At 45.3% G+C, this 17853-nt stretch carries 18 protein-coding genes; all 18 read right to left on the reverse strand.

Annotation, left to right across the window (positions count from 1 at the left end; all coding sequences use genetic code 11):
• Positions 1-54: 54 nt before the first annotated feature.
• The 18 genes from gpmI to glmM all read right to left on the reverse strand — a co-directional run bounded on the left by gpmI (position 55) and on the right by glmM (position 17795).
• Positions 55-1578: a 2,3-bisphosphoglycerate-independent phosphoglycerate mutase gene (gene gpmI / locus AB5627_RS06215; RefSeq protein WP_022287440.1), complete on the reverse strand. Its 1524-nt coding sequence runs from the start codon at positions 1576-1578 to the stop codon at positions 55-57.
• Between the two features lie 35 nt (positions 1579-1613).
• Positions 1614-2063, reverse strand: coding sequence for a hypothetical protein (locus AB5627_RS06220; protein WP_022287441.1), 450 nt, complete (start codon positions 2061-2063; stop codon positions 1614-1616).
• Positions 2064-2181: 118 nt separating this feature from the next.
• Complete coding sequence (gene tpiA, locus AB5627_RS06225; protein ID WP_022287442.1) at positions 2182-2958, reverse strand: triose-phosphate isomerase; 777 nt, start codon at positions 2956-2958, stop codon at positions 2182-2184.
• Between the two features lie 130 nt (positions 2959-3088).
• The gene (locus AB5627_RS06230; protein ID WP_022287443.1) at positions 3089-3610 is read right to left on the reverse strand and encodes a DUF3592 domain-containing protein; all 522 of its coding nucleotides are present in this window, start codon (positions 3608-3610) and stop codon (positions 3089-3091) included.
• A gap of 78 nt (positions 3611-3688) precedes the next feature.
• The gene (pgk, locus tag AB5627_RS06235) at positions 3689-4912 is read right to left on the reverse strand and encodes a phosphoglycerate kinase (protein ID WP_022287444.1); all 1224 of its coding nucleotides are present in this window, start codon (positions 4910-4912) and stop codon (positions 3689-3691) included.
• 138 nt (positions 4913-5050) lie between these two features.
• Positions 5051-7318, reverse strand: a complete 2268-nt coding sequence (locus tag AB5627_RS06240) for an ATP-dependent Clp protease ATP-binding subunit (protein WP_333635014.1) — start codon at positions 7316-7318, stop codon at positions 5051-5053.
• A 40-nt stretch (positions 7319-7358) separates the two neighbouring features.
• A complete protein-coding gene (locus AB5627_RS06245; protein ID WP_278642555.1) occupies positions 7359-8237 on the reverse strand; it encodes a CvpA family protein in 879 nt (292 codons plus the stop codon).
• Between the two features lie 16 nt (positions 8238-8253).
• Positions 8254-9894 (reverse strand): DUF5711 family protein, encoded by a 1641-nt coding sequence (locus AB5627_RS06250; RefSeq protein ID WP_278634656.1) that lies wholly within the window; start codon positions 9892-9894, stop codon positions 8254-8256.
• Positions 9860-10624: a tRNA pseudouridine(38-40) synthase TruA gene (gene truA / locus AB5627_RS06255; RefSeq protein ID WP_022287448.1), complete on the reverse strand. Its 765-nt coding sequence runs from the start codon at positions 10622-10624 to the stop codon at positions 9860-9862. Before truA ends, AB5627_RS06250 begins: the two co-directional genes overlap by 35 nt.
• A 17-nt stretch (positions 10625-10641) precedes the next feature.
• Positions 10642-10926, reverse strand: coding sequence for a hypothetical protein (locus AB5627_RS06260; protein ID WP_022287449.1), 285 nt, complete (start codon positions 10924-10926; stop codon positions 10642-10644).
• A gap of 10 nt (positions 10927-10936) precedes the next feature.
• The gene (locus AB5627_RS06265; protein WP_022287450.1) at positions 10937-11740 is read right to left on the reverse strand and encodes an energy-coupling factor transporter transmembrane protein EcfT; all 804 of its coding nucleotides are present in this window, start codon (positions 11738-11740) and stop codon (positions 10937-10939) included.
• 77 nt (positions 11741-11817) lie between these two features.
• Positions 11818-12681, reverse strand: a complete 864-nt coding sequence (locus AB5627_RS06270) for an energy-coupling factor transporter ATPase (RefSeq protein WP_022287451.1) — start codon at positions 12679-12681, stop codon at positions 11818-11820.
• 12 nt (positions 12682-12693) lie between these two features.
• The gene (locus tag AB5627_RS06275) at positions 12694-13542 is read right to left on the reverse strand and encodes an energy-coupling factor transporter ATPase (RefSeq protein ID WP_117923001.1); all 849 of its coding nucleotides are present in this window, start codon (positions 13540-13542) and stop codon (positions 12694-12696) included.
• Positions 13543-13566: 24 nt separating this feature from the next.
• Positions 13567-13866, reverse strand: a complete 300-nt coding sequence (locus AB5627_RS06280) for a hypothetical protein (protein ID WP_022287453.1) — start codon at positions 13864-13866, stop codon at positions 13567-13569.
• 72 nt (positions 13867-13938) lie between these two features.
• Positions 13939-14835 (reverse strand): carbohydrate kinase family protein, encoded by an 897-nt coding sequence (locus AB5627_RS06285; protein ID WP_022287454.1) that lies wholly within the window; start codon positions 14833-14835, stop codon positions 13939-13941.
• A 28-nt stretch (positions 14836-14863) separates the two neighbouring features.
• Positions 14864-15727 (reverse strand): class I SAM-dependent methyltransferase, encoded by an 864-nt coding sequence (locus AB5627_RS06290; protein WP_022287455.1) that lies wholly within the window; start codon positions 15725-15727, stop codon positions 14864-14866.
• A gap of 22 nt (positions 15728-15749) precedes the next feature.
• Positions 15750-16442, reverse strand: coding sequence for a flavodoxin family protein (locus tag AB5627_RS06295; RefSeq protein ID WP_265290535.1), 693 nt, complete (start codon positions 16440-16442; stop codon positions 15750-15752).
• A gap of 9 nt (positions 16443-16451) precedes the next feature.
• Complete coding sequence (gene glmM / locus AB5627_RS06300) at positions 16452-17795, reverse strand: phosphoglucosamine mutase (protein WP_117903804.1); 1344 nt, start codon at positions 17793-17795, stop codon at positions 16452-16454.
• Between the last annotated feature and the right edge of the window lie 58 nt (positions 17796-17853).

Here is a 17853-nt window from a genome sequence, read left to right on the forward strand (position 1 = left end):
AGATAAAGAGGCAGTGCCGATTTTCTCGGTACTGCCTTGATTATTTTATGGAAATTAGTCCTTGATGATAGACTTACCTGTCATTTCCTTTGGCTGCTCAAGACCCATGAGTTTGAGCATTGTTGGTGAAAGGTCAGCAAGCACGCCGCCCTCTCTGATAAGAACATTGCCTGCGCCTGCGATAATAAGAGGTACAAGGTTGGTTGTGTGGGCTGTGAATGGAGAGCCGTCCTCTTCCATCATCTTATCTGCGTTGCCGTGGTCTGCTGTGATAAGTGCTATACCGCCCTTTGCAAGAACTGCGTCAACCGTTTTGCCTACGCACTCGTCAACTGCTTCTACTGCTGCTACGGCTGCGTCGAACACGCCTGTGTGACCTACCATATCGCAGTTTGCATAGTTGAGGATAATTGCGTCATACTTGTCAGACTCTATTCTCTTGAGAACTTCGTCGCAAACAAGATATGCGCTCATTTCAGGCTGGAGGTCATAAGTTGCTACCTTTGGTGAATTGATGAGGGCTCTGTCCTCGTTCTCAAAAGGAGCTTCTACGCCGCCGTTGAAGAAGAATGTAACGTGTGCATACTTCTCTGTTTCAGCGATTCTAAGCTGTGAAAGGCCCTTCTTTGCGATATACTCGCCGAAAGTATTTTCAAGGCTTGCTGGTTTGAATGCAACGTCAACGTTTGGCATTGTTGCGTCATACTGTGTCATGCATACATAGTAAAGTGGGAATCTGCCATTTCTTCTCTCAAAGCCTGTGAAGTCGTCGTCAACGAGAGTTCTTGTTATCTCTCTTGCTCTGTCAGGACGGAAGTTGAAGAAGATAACGCTGTCGTTTGCGGATATCTTGCCGTTTTCATCGATAACTGTAGGAACAACGAACTCGTCTGTAACGTCAGCGGCATAGGAAGCCTTGATAGCATCAACTGCGTTATCAGCCTTATTGCCCTCGCCGTATACCATTGCGTCATAAGCCTTGCCTACACGCTCCCAACGGTTATCTCTGTCCATTGCATAGTAACGTCCCATTACTGTTGCTATCTTGCCGACACCAATTTCCTTGAGCTTTTCTTCAAGCTCAGCTACGAAGTCAACACCGCTTGTAGGAGGAACATCTCTGCCGTCCATGAAGCAATGAACGTATACCTTTGTAAGACCAGCTTTCTTAGCAAGCTCCAAAAGACCATAGAGGTGTGAATTATGTGAGTGAACGCCGCCGTTTGAAAGAAGTCCGAACAGGTGGAGTGCGCTGTCATTCTTCTTGCAGTTCTCAACGGCTGCTGTAAAAGCTTCGTTTGAGAAGAATTCGCCGTCCTTGATAGACTTTGTTATTCTTGTAAGCTCCTGATAAACTATTCTTCCTGCACCGATATTTGTATGGCCTACCTCTGAGTTACCCATTTGTCCCTCAGGAAGTCCAACGTCCATGCCGCTTGCACCGATAAGAGTGTGCGGATAGTTGGCAAGAAGTCTGTCGATATTAGGTGTTTTGGCAGCTCTGATAGCGTTGCCGTAATCCTTGTGATTATAGCCGAAGCCGTCCATAATGATAAGTGCTATGGGTTTCTTTGACATATTTCTTAGTCCTTTCAACATCATTTATATTCGTATTATCCCCAATAACCGCCATTTTCAAGGAAGCTCAGGACATATTCCTTAAATTCCTTGGCAGTATCGTCGCTTGTGTAATAGGTCTTTGCGCCGATACGGACATAGTTACTCTCTCCTGCTTCATAGTAGATAGCTGGACCTTCTGAACATTTTATATCCAGCCAATCGCCGCCAACAACGTACTCCTTTGAATCCGGCTCTTTTTCTTCTGCGTTTTCCATGACTTTCGTGCGGAACTCTGTTATCTTGTCGAGCAACTCGCTGTCTGTGAACTCAACGCCGCTAAGGAGCTTACTAGAGTCCATTTTGATAGTTACATTTTCAAGCTGAGCCTCAGATGTTGTCTGAGAGCTTTCTGCCGCTGGTGCGCTGCTTTCGTCAACACTTCCGCAAGCTGCAAATGACATACACATTGATAATACTAATGCTGCAAATATTAATTTTTTCATAGTTGCGTCCCCCCTGTTCAAAAAAAGCAGAGGACAGCCGCAGCCGTCCCCTGCGGAACTTTTTATTTGTTTGTTCTTGTGACGAATGATATTTTACCCCTAGATATCCGTCTGTTAATTAGCCCTCAACAGCAGCCTGAACGATAGTGTTGAAGTCAGCAGCCTTCAGTGAAGCGCCGCCGATAAGACCGCCGTCTACGTTCTCCTTAGAAAGAAGCTCTGCGCAGTTCTTAGCGTTCATTGAGCCGCCGTACTGAATTGTAACTGCCTCTGCTGTAGCTTCGTCATAGATCTTAGCAAGTGTTGCTCTGATGAATGCACAAACTTCCTCAGCCTGATCTGCTGTAGCTGTCTTGCCTGTACCGATAGCCCATACTGGCTCGTAAGCGATAACGGACTTCTTAACGTCCTCTGCTGATACGCCGAAGAAATCAAGCTTTACCTGTCTTGCGATAACTTCCTCTGTGATGTTGCACTCACGCTCCCAGAGAAGCTCGCCAACGCAAACGATAGGCTTAAGACCAGCTGCAAGAGCTGCCTTTGTTCTCTTGTTTACTGTTTCGTCTGTTTCACCGAAATACTGTCTTCTCTCTGAGTGACCGATAACAACGTACTCAACGCCAAGCTCAACGAGCATATCTGCTGAGATCTCGCCTGTGAAAGCGCCGCTCTTCTCAAAGTGAACGTTCTCTGCGCCGATCTTTACGTTTGAGCCTGCTGTTGCGTTGATAGCAGTTTCAAGGTTTGTGAAAGGTACGCAAGCGATAACTTCTACCTTGCCCTCAGCGTTTGCAACAAGTGGCTTGATAGCTTCGAGAAGCTCCTTAGCCTCAGGTCTTGTCTTGTTCATTTTCCAGTTTCCTGCAATAATTGCTTTTCTTACAGCTTTTTTCATGATAAAAAACTCCTTTATTTTTTATAGGGAACAGAAAAACTGCTCCTGCTAGTTTTCCAAGTCTATTATACAACATTCACTCGTATTTGTCAACTAATTAACAAAGGCTTGGACTTATTTTATCTGTTTTTTACAGCTTATCTATAAGCATAACGACACCGAAAATGCCAAGCAGGACACCGATAGCGATAGCCGCATAGCCGAAAGGCGTTTTCTCCTCTTTTTCCTCGGCTTCCTTTTCCTCCTCAGTGACTTCTACCTTTGATTTTTCATCGTCAAGGTAAAATTCCTGTGGGTTTGCGGGGTTATACTTTATGTCTATGATATCGCCTTTTTCATAGCCGTTGTCTGTGACTATCTGGGTATATTTCTCGCCGTCAATGGTATAGCCGATTTTCCACTCGGTAAAAACTCTGTCCTCGCCGCCGTTGAAATCAGGCATTGTGGTCTTGACTTTCTGCAAGGCCTTTGCCTGAGTTGGTTCGTAGTGATCCTCCTCGGGGATATTATGTTCCTGCTCTGGAAAAAAGCGATAGCCCTGCAAAGCTTTGATACCGAAATAGATAAGTCCAATGCCTGTGAGCAGAAGAATTATTCCGCCTATGCCCTGCCAGCCTAATCCGCTTTTTGCAAGTAGTGTTATTTCATTCATTTTTACTACCTCGATTTCTGCATAAAAAAGGGACAGGCAAAACCTGCCTGCCCCTAGCTTATAGCCTAGTAAGATATATTACTTGTCAGCAATTACGTCGATACCTGGGAGAACCTTGCCCTCGAGGTATTCAAGTGAAGCTCCGCCGCCTGTTGAGATGTGTGACATCTTATCAGCAAAGCCAAGCTGGATAACTGCTGCTGCTGAGTCGCCGCCGCCGATGATAGTTGTAGCGTCTGTTTCAGCAAGTGCCTTTGCAACTGCAATAGTACCCTTTGCAAGTGTTGGGTTCTCGAACACGCCCATAGGACCGTTCCAAACAACTGTCTTTGCAGACTTAACAGCCTCGCCGAAGAGAGCCTGTGTCTTTGTGCCGATATCGAGGCCTTCCTTGTCAGCTGGGATCTTGTCAGAATCAACAACTTCTACGTCGATAGGAGCGTCGATTGGATCAGGGAAACCTGCTGCAACTGTTGTGTCGATAGGGAGAAGAAGCTTCTTGCCGAGCTTTTCAGCCTTTGCCATCATTTCCTTGCAGTAGTCGATCTTTGTATCGTCAACGAGGGAAAGACCAACTTCCTTGCCCTGTGCCTTGAGGAATGTATATGCCATACCGCCGCCGATGATAAGTGTATCGCACTTCTCGAGGAGGTTTGAGATAACGTTGAGCTTATCTGCTACCTTTGCGCCGCCGAGGATAGCAACGAATGGTCTAACAGGTGTTTCAACTGCATTTCCGAGATAGTTGATTTCTTTCTGCATGAGGTAACCAACTGCTGTTTCCTTAACGAACTTTGTAACGCCTGCTGTAGAAGCATGAGCTCTGTGAGCTGAACCGAAAGCGTCCATTACGAATACTTCGTCGTCAACGAGGTCAGCAAGTTCCTTAGCGAAAGCTTCGCCGTTCTTTGTTTCCTCTGCGCCTCTGAATCTTGTGTTCTCAAGAACAACGATATCTCCGTCAGCCATTTCAGCAACTGCCTTCTTAGCGTTGTCGCCAACTACTGTATCGTCAGCAGCGAATGTTACCTTTGTTTCAGGAAGAAGCTCTGCAAGTCTTGCAGCAGCAGGAGCAAGTGAGAACTTAGCCTCTGGGCCGTTCTTTGGCTTGCCGAGATGTGAACACAGAACTACCTTGCCGCCGTCAGCTACCAGCTTCTTGATAGTTGGGAGAGCAGCTGTTATTCTGTTATCGTTTGTAATAACGCCGTCCTTAAGAGGAACGTTAAAGTCAACTCTTACGAGTACCTTTTTGCCCTTTACATTAATGTCATCAACAGTAACTTTGTTTAAACCTGCCATTTTAAAGACACCTCTCAATTTAATTTTTTAATTCACGTTGTTAAAAAACTAACAACCTTACCTTTATTATATAACATACCGTCATAAAAATCAAGTATTTTTTTATAATTTTTACCCTGATTTTATAACTTTAGGCTTTTAAAGTGCGTCCACCTTTATCTCTCCGTTGTCAGCGGATATTGCCACGGCGGACACCGCTCCCTCGCCCTTGTCTATAAGCAGTTCGGCTATCTTATCCTCAACCTCGTTTCTTATGACACGGCGGATATCTCTTGCACCAAGCTTCTGACCGTATGCCTTATGTGCAATAGCTTTCAGAGCTTCATCTGTATATCTCAGGCTGATATGTTTCTCCTCCAACGGCGACTTCATCTCGTCCAGCATAAGACCTGCTATGCCTGCGAAATTCTCCTCTGTGAGCGGATTGAACACAACTATCTCGTCTATTCTTCCAAGAAACTCAGGTCTCAGGAAATCTCTCAGTGCTTTCATTGCTTTATCCTTGGCGATATCACTGTCGGTCTTATTGAAGCCCACACCTGTATCTCTATCAGTCGAACCTGCGTTTGATGTCATGACGATAACTGTGTTCTCAAATGAAACGCTTCTGCCCTGTGAATCGTTGATACGTCCCTCGTCAAGTATCTGGAGAAGTATGTTCATAACGTCAGGGTGAGCCTTTTCTATCTCGTCAAAAAGTACCACTGAATATGGTCTGCGGCGCACCTTTTCGGTAAGCTGACCTGCTTCATCAAAGCCTACATATCCCGGAGGTGAGCCGATAAGCTTTGATACTGAGTGCTTCTCCATATACTCGGTCATGTCAACTCTGATAAGCGGCTCGGTGGCGTCAAAAAGCTCTTCTCCAAGGACTTTCACAAGCTCTGTTTTTCCAACGCCTGTTGGGCCGACGAAAATAAATGAAGCAGGTCTGCGACGTTTTGAAAGCTGAACCCTTGTACGCTTTATTGCCTTTGCGACCTTATCAACGGCTTCGTCCTGACCGATAACACGCTTTGAAAGGGCTTCTTTGAGATGCTTTATCTTATCATACTCGGTCTGAGCTATCTTATTGGCAGGGATACCTGTCCAAAGCTCTATTACCTTTGAGATATCGTCCTCTGTGACCTGAACGTTTTTAAGAGTTTCTTCCACCTCTTTGAGTCTGTTCTGGATCCTGAGTATCTCGCCCTTTTCCTTTGCGATTATCTCATAGTCAGGGTCTGACTTCTGCTCGTAATCCTCAACGAGCTTTTCATGCTTTTTAAGCTCCTCGTTAAGTGCGTCGAACTCCTCTATTTCAGGTGTTCTGATACTTGTGCAGGCGCAGGCTTCGTCAAGAAGATCTATCGCCTTGTCAGGGAGAAATCTGTCGTTGATATATCTTTCAGAAAGCACTGCACACTCTCTGAGCATATCGTCTGATATCTTTACTCTATGGAAATTTTCGTAATACTGCTTTATGCCTTTGAGGACTGTGATTGTGTCCTCAACTGTCGGCTCGGAAACTGTTACAGGCTGGAAACGTCTTTCAAGTGCAGAGTCCTTTTCGATATACTTTCTGTACTCCTTGAAAGTCGTTGCGCCGATGACCTGTATCTCGCCTCTTGAAAGGGACGGTTTCAGGATATTAGCTGCGTTCATCGTTCCCTCATTATCGCCTGTGCCAACAAGGGTATGCACCTCGTCTATAAAGAGGATAACATTGCCCTGCTCTTTTACTTCCTCTACAAGTCCTTTACAACGGCTCTCGAACTGTCCTCTGAACTGAGTGCCTGCAACAAGTGCGGTAAGGTCGAGGAGGTAAAGCTCCTTATCCTTGATATGGAACGGCACATCTCCGCCAACTATCCTCTGTGCGATACCCTCGGCAATGGCTGTTTTACCAACGCCAGGTTCGCCTATAAGGCATGGGTTGTTCTTCTGACGTCTTGACAGGATATGGATAACTCTTGATATCTCCTTATCTCTGCCCACAACGTTATCAAGCTTGCCCTCTCTTGCTTTCTGAGTAAGATTTGTGCAATAGTTGTTGAGAAATTTAAGCTTTTTCTTTTTATCCTTTGGCTTGTTCTCTCCGCCCTCATCGGTGGCTTTAGGCATACCTCCTGCGAGGTTGCTGAAAAGATTGGCTGCATCACCGCCGAAAAGATTGCTCAGGAAGTTCGTTCCGCCCGGCTCAAAATCGTCCCCGTCGGAAGCCTCCATAAGCTGATTTGACATTGCTTCAAGGTCATCGTCTGAGATGCCCATTGCCTTCATATAATCGTCCACCTGCGAAATGCCAAGCTCCTTGGCACAAACAAGGCAAAGTCCCTCGTTCTTCTTGTGCTGAGGGTCCTTGGCGTTCATCTGTGAGATGAACACCACAGCAGGACGCTTTTTACATCTTGAACACATTAACATTTTTATTTGCTCCTTTCCTTACTGATACACCTTACGGTAATCATTTATACAGAATATCAAAGAAGTAACTGAACAGATAGGTATTTTCAAAAACAGCGCTGTTGAACTTGGGAAGCTTGTTCTCGGTAGCATTTATCACAGTGCAGACCATAAAGGCTATCAACACCAGATACAGACCACCTTTGCAAAGACCAAGCACCATGCCTGCGAAACGGTTTGCCGCTGTCAGACCTGCCATTCGGGTAAAAACTCCCGACAGACGCAGGATAAGCCTTATGACTATCTCCATAAGCACATAAACCGTCATGAACACGCAAAGCCTTATAAAAGTCAGGGCGATCGGTCGGAAAATGTTCTTTTCCAGATACTCAGCACCAGTTCTGCCACCCTCAGAGAGAGCCTTGACGGCTTCGTCTATCTGCTCGGCAGTGAACTTCACCGCCTTAGACAGACTTTTTCCAAGCTTATTGCCCTCCAGCTTTTCGCTGAGCTTTTGGGGCATAACGCTGTGGATATACTCTGAAAGCTCCTCGCCCTTTTGCTGAGCAGTATCAAGGTCTGTTCCCTTTGAAACAAGCAGCTTTTCGGTATTCTCCGCAAGAGTGCCTGCCCCTGACAGGACGTTTTTTATCTCCTCATCTGAAAGGTCGATATCAACGCCCTCGTTTTTCAGTTCATTGCTCACAAGCTTTGAAAGATCCGTCTGTTCAGCAGCGTTTTCAAGGCTCGTTATAAGCTGTGTTTTGAAATATTTGTTATATACATTTTCAGCCGACATATTGGCTATAAGAAAAGCCACAAGAACGGCTGCCACTGTTCCGAGCATTGTGATGACATATCTCACAAAGCCCTTACAGTATCCTGTCAGAGCGGTCACGATAAGGATCATTATAACTGCTCCGTCAAAAAAATATGCCATATTTTCCTGCCTTTCGTCAGGTCTCGAAAGCTATTTTGTTTATCTCATGCAGACCCAGGAAATAAACGCTGTCGTTGAGGTAAACAAAGTCGAGATACTCAGAGGACACTGCCGCTGTTGCAAGTAGATTTCCTGCACTGTCATAGGCTTCTATATTATCCTCGCCGAGAAGGATCACCTTCTTGTTCTCTGCGGTCATTTTCTTAGGCTTGCCGCTTTGAGTATAAACAACGCTATCAGGCTTATCTCCGTCAGAGTCCGAACGGAACACCGCAAGAGTTCCTGTTTTACGCTGTATGCCATCGAATGCTACTGCGGCAGTGGTGTCTGTCAGGGCATAGTCTGAAAGCTCCTCAGGATATTCATACTGCATAAGTATTTTACCATTGCTGTCAAGCTTGTAGAAGCAGGTATCGCCCACTACCCAATAATCGCCGTTATCGTTTCGCTGAACGGCAACTGCGAGAGTTTCAAGCTGTTCGCTCTTCATCTTCTCCTTTGTGCTGTCAAAGGTCACATAATAGACGACCGAGCGTAACGCTCCACCACTGCTGGAAAATGTTGAGATACAACAGCCGCTTCCGTCCTTATCAAAGCTTATATCAAGTATTCTTCGTGAGCTTGACCACTGATATATCTCTGCTCCCGAGGAGTCATAAACTGTCAGCACTGCGGCATATTTCTCAGTCTGGGTGACCACTGCAACTGTGCTGTCAGGGGCTATCTCCGCCAAAAGTATAGACTGGTCTATATCCTTTGAGAGCAGCTCGCCCTTTTTATTCAGCACTCTGAAAGAATTTCCACCGTTATCATAAACAAGCACACGCTTGCCAGATGTTCTTACAACAGGGTTTGCAAAGTTGTGAGAATTATCCGATATCTTATTGCCAGACTCGTCATAAAAAGCAATGTTCCTGTCGTCAACTCTCACTATACCGTCGGAAAGCTGTTTTATAACGTTAACGGAGCTTTCATCAAAGGTCAGCGGGAAATTTCCACTTTGCTTTTTGCCGTCGTTTACTATAGTGGCATGAGGTCTGTCCAAAATGCCCTCAAGCTTCGGCACCCACACTCCTCTTGAAGCGTAAACGCCAACTCCGAAAGCGACCACCACTGCTATGGCGGCTATCTTTTTATAGAGCTTTTTGTTTTTCTCTTTCTTTCTTGCCGCTCTTATATCGGTGACGTTGGATATCTCCTCGTCAGACCTCTCTGCTTTCTCGGCTTTTTTCTCTTTTCTGCTTTTATGCTCGGATTTTTCCTCTTTGCTTTCTGAAACCTGCTCTTTATTTTCACCGCCTGATACTGTTATCTTGCTTTCATCAGCTTTTTCAGGCTTTTCCACCTCGGCTTTATCCTCGGTGTTCGTCAGCTCTATTCTGCTTCGTGACTCCTCGGCTTCTTCCGCTTCTTTTCGGAGCTGTTCTTCCTGCTCACGTTCCGCCGCTTTCTGAGCCGCCTTTTTCTGGCGCTTTATCTCTCTGAAAGTAACGTTCGGCATAGGCTCTTCTGCACCGTGAAACTCGTCACGCTGAACAAAATCCGTCTGCTTGGTTATTCTTATTGTTTTTTCTTCTTTGGTAGGCGGATTTTTCTTTCTCCGCCTGCTCTTTGATCTTTTATCATTCACCTTGTTCAGATCCTTTATCTTTATCATAATACACTTCGTTAAGATACAATCCCTGCGGCGGAACGGTCTTTCCGCCTCTTGTTCTGTCCTTTGACGCAAGTATATCGGGTATTTGAGTTTCTCCTATCTTGCCCTCGTTTATAAAAATAAGCGTGCCTACCATTATCCTTACCATATTGTACAGAAAGCCGTCTCCCGAAACTGTGAATATCACAAGCTCGCCCTCACGTCTTACATGGAAAGAGAATATAGTCCTAACTGTATTCTCCTTTGTGCAATCGGTGGAACACATGGCTTTGAAATCGTGCGTTCCCACAAAATCCTGTGCCGCTTTATCAAGCTTTTTCTCGTCTATTGGAAACCAACTGCGGTAGGCTGTATCTTTATAAAAGGGATTTTTTATCTCGCTGTTATGTATAATATACTCATACTCCTTGCCGCTGCACATATATCTTGCGTGAAAATCAAGGGGGACTTTTTCGCACTCCAGCACGGAGATATCGTCTGGAAGCTTTGAATTAAGTCCAAAAACTATGCCACGGCAGGTTATTGTGGACTCTATAAGAAAGCTTGTACAAAACCGCCTTGCATGCACCCCTGCATCTGTTCGTGAACAGCCGTTCACTGTGACTGTCTGTCCCGTCAGCGAGAGGATAGCTTCTTCAAGCACCTGCTGAACGGCAAGGGCGTTGTTCTGCCTTTGCCACCCATGATATGCTGTGCCGTTATAGGCAAGTATTATCCTGAAATTTGTCATGAGCATATCCCGTTTCTTTAGTCGAGTGTTATGGAATCTATATTGTCAAGTCTTACTATCATGGTGCTGTCGCTTTTCTTTTCATGAACGATAAGCTTTACCCACTCGTCGTCTGCGTCAAGAATAGTACAGCTATGACCATAAATCCCGTCGCCGTCAATGGTACATTCTCTGCCGATAAGTTCTTTTATAATGCCTGACATTTTACTTCCCCCATTTACATTTCTCTCAAGTTTCTTGACTTTTCTTTCCAAAGCATCAAGTCTGTCGTCCTGGTCCATATCTTTAAAAACACTGCTCATAATACCCCTCCTAAACGACTACATTTATGACGATAACGCCTGCAAGGAACAGCACGCAGAATATCGAGCCGTAGAGATCGACTATGCTCATATGGAGCTGTTTCATTCTTGTTCTGCCCTCTCCGCCGTGATAACAACGGCACTCCATAGCAAGGGCAAGCTCCTCGGCGTGTCTGAACGATGCCACAAAAAGCGGTATCAGCACTGGGATAAGGGCTTTGGCTTTCTGAATGAGCGAGCCTGTTTCCATATCCGCTCCTCTTGCTTTCTGTGCCGACATTATCTTGTCTGTTTCCTCGATAAGGGTAGGGATAAATCTCAGGGCAATAGTCATCATCATTGCAAGCTCATGGACAGGCACTTTTATCTTTTTCAGCGGTGAAAGCAATCTTTCGATAGCGTCTGTCAGGTCGATAGGCGAGGTGGTGTAGGTAAGAAGCGAAGTGCCGACAATAAGGCAGATTATCCTTATCATCATGAACACTGCCGTGTCAACGCCTTCATCGGTTATCTTGAGAAATTTCCACTCAAAATAGGCTTTGCCCGTTCTGATAAAAAGCAGATTTAGTATCGCCGTAAATATTATTATCGGCACTATAGGCTTCAGGCTTTTTAGCATGAGTTTGCCGGGTATTTTTGATATGATAAAAGTGAGAATAGTAAAAGCTATGCCCACAAGAAGTCCCCACACGCTGTTTGCGGCGAAAAGCATTACTATGAAAACCGCCGTCATTATTATCTTTATTCGTGCGTCCATTCGGTGAATGACAGAATTTCCGGGAAAATACTGTCCTATAGTAATATCCTTTATCAAGGTATATTCCTCCAATTTTCTATCTCAACTTACACAGTCCTGCTCTCTGCTCATATGGGTCAAAGGCAGTCCGCTGCTTACTTATTCTTTTTCTGCTCCAGCATTTCAAGGATGACCTTTTTCGCATAGCCAACTGTATACACATCGTCCTTAATATCAATGCCCATGGCTTTGAGCCTGTTTATAACTCTTGTTATCTGCGGCACTGCAAGTCCCATTGACACAAGCTCCTCAGAGCGGTGGAACACCTTTACTGTATCGTCATAGCAAAAAAGCTTCGATTCGTTCATGACGAGTATCTTTGAAACGTTCTTTGCGATATCCTCCATAGAATGGGATACCAGCAAAACAGTGTTTTTCATCTGCTCATGATACTCTCTTATAAGACCAAGTATCTGCTCTCTGCCCTTAGGGTCAAGACCCGAAGCAGGTTCATCAAGGATAAGCACCTTTGGGTTCATTGCCATAACGCCTGCTATAGCCACACGCCTTTTCTGTCCGCCTGAAAGCTCGAAAGGCGATTTGTCAAGTATCTCAGGGCTTAGCCCTACCATTCTTGCGGCTTCTTTGACATACTTGTCTATCTGATCTTCCTTGATACCCATATTCTTAGGTCCGAATGCGATATCCTTATAACAGGTCTCCTCAAAGAGCTGATACTCAGGATACTGAAACACAAGACCCACCTTAAATCTTATAGGGCGAAGCCTTGATTTATCGTCCCACAGCCTTTCTCCGTCTATATAGACGCTTCCGCTCGTGGGTTTCAAAAGACCGTTGAAATGCTGGATAAGGGTAGATTTGCCTGAGCCTGTATGTCCTATTATACCCACCATTTCGCCGTCATTTATCTCTATATTAACATTGTCTACGGCTGTTTTGCGAAATGGTGTGCCCTCGCCGTAAACATAAGTCAAGTTTTCCGTTTTAATTACTGCCATTGTTACTCCCTATCACTTAAGCATTTCATAAAGCTTCTGAACGCACTCGTCCTCGTGGATTATCTCGGTGGAGATGTCATAGCCTGCCTTTTTAAGTTCCCAGCAAAGCTCTGTCACCTGCGGCACGTCAAGTCCCAGATTTTTCATAGTTTCCACATTTGAGAATATCTTCTTCGGAACGTTATCCATTATGACCTCGCCACCGTCAATGACCACCACACGCTGTGCCTGTGCGGCTTCCTCCATATAATGGGTGATAAGCACGATAGTAACGCCCTGCTCGTTGAGCATTTTGACAGTTTTCATTACCTCGTCCCTGCCGTGAGGATCGAGCATGGCGGTAGGCTCGTCAAGAAGTATGCAATCAGGTTTCATTGCGATTATGCCAGCGATAGCCACACGCTGTTTCTGTCCGCCTGAAAGCTTATGAGGTGCATGAAGTCTGTATTCATACATACCGACGGTTTTAAGAGCCTCGTCAACACGTCTGCGTATCTCATTCGGCTCGACGCCCATATTTTCAAGGGCGAAAGCCACGTCCTCCTCCACGATAGTTGCAACTATCTGGTTATCAGGGTTTTGGAATACCATGCCCACCTTTTCTCTTATAGGCAAGAGGTTATTTTCGTCCAAAGTGTCCATGCCGTTCACATAGACAGCCCCCGACTCAGGAAGATTTATAGCGTTTATGCACTTTGCAAGTGTAGATTTGCCTGAGCCGTTATGACCAAGCACTGCCACAAACTCGCCTTTTTCTATGTTCAGATTTATGCCTTTAAGCACCTCCGTTTTAACAGGTGGCTCTTCAAGCTCGTTCACATAGGAAAAGTGCAGATCCTTTATTTCAATAAAACTGCTCATTTTACTTTCCTTTCTAAATTCGGTTTATTCCTTATCTTCAGGCTGTTCTTTCTGTTCAGCCTTTCTTTCCTTATGCTTTTCGTAAACATTCTCGGCTTTGTCTATTCCTTTATCAAGGAGCTTTTCAGCCTTGTTCTTTACCTTTTTGCCCGTTTCGCTCTCGGCGAACTCGTGGGCTTTTTCCTTTCCCTTTTCAAACAGCTCTTCTGCTTTGCTCTTTATCTTCTGCCCATTTTCACTTTCAGCAGCCTCGTGAGCTTTTTCTTTGCCCTTTTCAAGCATATTTCCTGCCTTGTGTTTAAGTTCATCAAAATCAAAAGACATAACCTTTCCTCCTGTCTGAAATTTTGGTTTATACCTTATTATAATATATGGGTATGCAAACGCTGTTCGCCCCTACATATTGCCCATAAGCTTTTCAATATCTTTTACTGTTGGCGGATAAAGTGCGATAGGGAACTTTTCCACCGCCGCACCTGCCACAGCACAGGCTGTTTTCACCAATGTATCGTCATCAAGACCTTTATAAAGCCCATATACAGCGCCTGCCTTAAAGCTGTCCCCTGCGCCAAGTGTTGACACTACGTCTACTTTAAATGCAGGGCACATCTTTGGCACAGCACCCTTCCTGCCATACATCGCACCCTTTTCACCAAGGGTAAATATCACAAGTCCGTCTGTATTATCTGTATAAAGCCTGAAAAGCTCGTCATAGCTTTTATCCGGATAATATTCATCAAGGTGCTGATGAGATATGCAATTTACTGCACAATGCTTATGTATATAGCTGTCATAGGCACAATCTATGGTGACGTATTTCTTGCCATATTTTACGCAACACTCGGCTATCTTATCACCAAAATAAGGGTCAGCCGCAACGCAGGCTGAATTTTTCACTGACTCCTCCGAAGGCTGTTCATAAAAAGGCTCCGGACGTGAATAAAGCTTATCCCACTCGCCAAAACAGGTGCGTGTATTTTTATCTATGATAACATAGTCGGTCACGCCCTCGAAACCCTCTGTTACAAGTTCCGAAAGGTCAGCAGTCTTGTCTGCAAAATAATCCTTTATAAGCTTTTCATTGCCGCTTCCAAGGTGAGTACCCCCAAGCTTTACAGGCACATTCAGACTGCAAAGAACAGCCGCCGCTGTTCCGGTCTCACCACCGACAAGGTGATATTTTTCCTTTATCTCTGCCGTTCCGTCTGCCTTTGGAAAATCACCGTCAAGAAGAAACGAACAGGTGGAGATCATTTGACCGTACATATAAACATAATTCTCAGTATATTTCATGCGAACACCATTCCTTACTATAGCAAAGCTATTTCTGCCAAATCGCCGTTGAACCGCATGGAAGCACACCGCCTGTTGCCTCCACAGGCAATCCTATCTCATCAGCCGTAACGTTTCCGCCAAACCTCGTTCCGAGGACATCTCTCAGGATATATGCCATAACTGAGGGTGAAAGTCCTGTGGTATAGCTGTTGAGCAGGAAGAAAAGCGGCTCGTCGCTCAAAACGCCTGAGCAGGTCTTTACAAGGTCATAGATACAATCTTCAAGCTTCCATATCTCTCCGCCAGGTCCTCTGCCGTAGGACGGAGGATCCATAACGATAGCGTCATAGGTCTTGCCACGGCGTATCTCACGCTGAACGAACTTTTCACAATCGTCTACAAGCCAGCGAATAGGCTTATCGGAAAGCCCTGACACAGTGGCGTTCTCTCTTGCCCACTGCACCATGCCCTTTGATGCGTCAACGTGTGAAACGCTTGCACCTGCTTCAGCACAGGCAAGGGTAGCTCCGCCTGTGTATGCAAAGAGGTTTAACACCTTTATCTCTCTGTCTGCGTTTCTTATTTTATCAGCCATGAAGTCCCAGTTCACAGCCTGTTCAGGGAAAAGACCTGTGTGCTTGAAGCCCGTTGGTCTGATTATAAACTTCAAATTCTTATAGCCTATGTTCCAGCTTTCAGGCAGGCGCTTTCTGTATTCCCATTCGCCGCCGCCCTTTGAGGAACGGTGATAAATGCCGTCTGCCTTTGTCCAAAGGTCAGAACGCTTCGGTGACTTCCAGATTATCTGAGGGTCAGGTCTTACAAGCACCTTGCCGCCCCAGCTTTCAAGCTTATCTCCGCTTGAAGTATCTATTATCTTATAGTCTTTCCAGTTTTCTGCAATTCTCATATTTTTTATCCTTATATAAAATTTACTTTTTCCACGGCCTTTTATTTTCCGTCCAGCCCTTTGCCTGCCAATATGCACTGTCAGCAGGGTTCCAGCCCTTTTTGTTTGCAAAGTGGAAAATAGTGAAAAACATTCTGCCTTTAAGGCTGACCTTTGGCTCAAAGCTGTCGCTTTTAAGCTTTGCGGCAATGCTGTCGGTCTTTTTCTCTATCTTCGCAAGCATTTTGTCTGAAACCTTGCTCCAGCTCGTTGCGTGTATGCCGAAGCCTATCTTATATATCTTAGGCACTCCCCAGAATGACAAGCTATCCGCCATATCTTTGTTAGTGCTTTTCATGCCTGCACCTGCGGCTGTAGATATGACCACAGCACGCTTTGAGAACATTTTCTCCTCTGGGCGGTGGACTATCCAGCGCCAGCCGTAATGGTCGAGCCATGCTTTCATCGAGCCTGTGCAGTGGTAGACATACACAGGGGAAGTAAGTATCAGCACGTCTGCTTCGTCCACCGCTTTGGTGATAGGGTCGAGCTTCTCATAGTGAGGACACTTTTCTTCGCCTTTCATAAAGCAATTGGTACAGCCGCAGCAAAACTCGCCGAAATCTCTCGGCAGGAAGAACTCTGTCACCTCGCCGCCAAGTTTATCGGCTAACATTCTGCCTATATGATATGTAGAGCCTTTATGGTTTTGACCATTTATCAAAGCTATTTTCAAAATATCACCTTACATTTTTTCGATAAGCTCCGCTATCTTGTGTGCATATTCTGTGATTATGCCTGTTCTCTTGCCCTCTATCATAACACGAACAAGAGGCTCTGTGCCTGACTCACGAACAAGTATCCTGCCCTCGTCACCAAGCTTTTCGGAATACATCTTTATAGCGTCTGTTATCTCAGGGACTTTATCCCACATACCCTTTTTGTCTGCTGTTATCTTAACGTTCACAAGCACCTGTGGATAGCACTCCATGCAGGAAGCAAGCTCGCTTGCCTTTTCGCCTGTACATTTGAGGACTGTCAGAAGCTTTGTACCTGTCAGCTCACCGTCGCCTGTGTTTGCATAGTCAAGAAGAATAATATGACCTGACTGCTCACCGCCTATATTATAACCGCCCTTGAGCATTTCTTCAAGAACGTATCTGTCGCCAACCTTTGTGGTAGCGGCAACGATGCCGTTTGCCTTTGCATACTTGAAGAAGCCAAGGTTTGTCATAACGGTAACAACGCAGGTATTATTTTTGAGGATACCCATGTTCTTCATATATTTTGAGAAGATAGCAAGTATCTTGTCACCGTCGATAAGCTCGCCCTTTTCGTCAACTGCAAGGCATCTGTCAGCGTCGCCGTCAAAGGCAAGACCGATATCGCAATGATTATCAACAACTGCCTTTTGCAGACCCTCGATATGTGTTGAGCCGCAATCCTTATTTATATTCGTTCCGTCCGGCTTATCGTTGAGCATTATGCACTTTGCACCAAGTCCCTCGAAAATTCTCTGTGCGCACACGGAAGCTGAGCCGTTTGCACAGTCAAGAGCCACACGGATACCGTTGAAATCTGTCTGAACTGTTTTCATAACGTAGCGGATATAATCCCAAGCTGCGTCCTTTTCGTAATAAACGTGACCTATATCACAGCCGTCCTTAAGCTCTATCTTTTCAGGTGTGTCAAGGATAAGTGCTTCTATCTCGTTTTCTATCTCGTCAGAAAGCTTGAAGCCTGTGCCAGAGAAAAGCTTTATGCCGTTAAACTCAACAGAATTGTGTGAAGCGGATATCATAACGCCTGCGTCTGCGTTGTATTTCTTTACAAGCATTGCAACGGCAGGGGTAGGAACAACACCGAGTATATGAGCGTCTGCGCCAACTGAGCAGATACCTGCCACCAGTGCGGACTCCAGAATGTCGCCTGAGATACGGGTATCCTTGCCTATGATTATCTTAGCCTTGTGGTTTGTTTCCTTTGTGAGCACCATTGCGGCAGCTCTGCCTATCTGCATAGCAAGCTCACAGGTAAGCTCTGTAATAGCTACTCCTCTTGCGCCGTCAGTTCCAAATAATCTTCCCATAATAATTAGCTCCTTTTCGAGGTCATACCTCTATATTATTTTTTTATTTATGTAAACT

Origin of the sequence: Ruminococcus sp. RTP21198st1_G1_RTP21198_201120 (assembly GCF_040924265.1) — a bacterium.
GTDB classification, from domain to species: Bacteria; Bacillota; Clostridia; order Oscillospirales; family Ruminococcaceae; genus Hominimerdicola; species Hominimerdicola aceti.

Bases quoted from the DNA above. Each gene is read 5' to 3' on its own strand.
- gpmI (WP_022287440.1), bottom strand. From the start codon at position 1,578: ATGTCAAAGAAACCCATAGCACTTATCATTATGGACGGCTTCGGCTAT.
- AB5627_RS06220 (WP_022287441.1), bottom strand. From the start codon at position 2,063: ATGAAAAAATTAATATTTGCAGCATTAGTATTATCAATGTGTATGTCA.
- tpiA (WP_022287442.1), bottom strand. From the start codon at position 2,958: ATGAAAAAAGCTGTAAGAAAAGCAATTATTGCAGGAAACTGGAAAATG.
- AB5627_RS06230 (WP_022287443.1), bottom strand. From the start codon at position 3,610: ATGAATGAAATAACACTACTTGCAAAAAGCGGATTAGGCTGGCAGGGC.
- pgk (WP_022287444.1), bottom strand. From the start codon at position 4,912: ATGGCAGGTTTAAACAAAGTTACTGTTGATGACATTAATGTAAAGGGC.
- AB5627_RS06240 (WP_333635014.1), bottom strand. From the start codon at position 7,318: ATGTTAATGTGTTCAAGATGTAAAAAGCGTCCTGCTGTGGTGTTCATC.
- AB5627_RS06245 (WP_278642555.1), bottom strand. From the start codon at position 8,237: ATGGCATATTTTTTTGACGGAGCAGTTATAATGATCCTTATCGTGACC.
- AB5627_RS06250 (WP_278634656.1), bottom strand. From the start codon at position 9,894: ATGATAAAGATAAAGGATCTGAACAAGGTGAATGATAAAAGATCAAAG.
- truA (WP_022287448.1), bottom strand. From the start codon at position 10,624: ATGACAAATTTCAGGATAATACTTGCCTATAACGGCACAGCATATCAT.
- AB5627_RS06260 (WP_022287449.1), bottom strand. From the start codon at position 10,926: ATGAGCAGTGTTTTTAAAGATATGGACCAGGACGACAGACTTGATGCT.
- AB5627_RS06270 (WP_022287451.1), bottom strand. From the start codon at position 12,681: ATGGCAGTAATTAAAACGGAAAACTTGACTTATGTTTACGGCGAGGGC.
- AB5627_RS06275 (WP_117923001.1), bottom strand. From the start codon at position 13,542: ATGAGCAGTTTTATTGAAATAAAGGATCTGCACTTTTCCTATGTGAAC.
- AB5627_RS06280 (WP_022287453.1), bottom strand. From the start codon at position 13,866: ATGTCTTTTGATTTTGATGAACTTAAACACAAGGCAGGAAATATGCTT.
- AB5627_RS06285 (WP_022287454.1), bottom strand. From the start codon at position 14,835: ATGAAATATACTGAGAATTATGTTTATATGTACGGTCAAATGATCTCC.
- AB5627_RS06290 (WP_022287455.1), bottom strand. From the start codon at position 15,727: ATGAGAATTGCAGAAAACTGGAAAGACTATAAGATAATAGATACTTCA.
- glmM (WP_117903804.1), bottom strand. From the start codon at position 17,795: ATGGGAAGATTATTTGGAACTGACGGCGCAAGAGGAGTAGCTATTACA.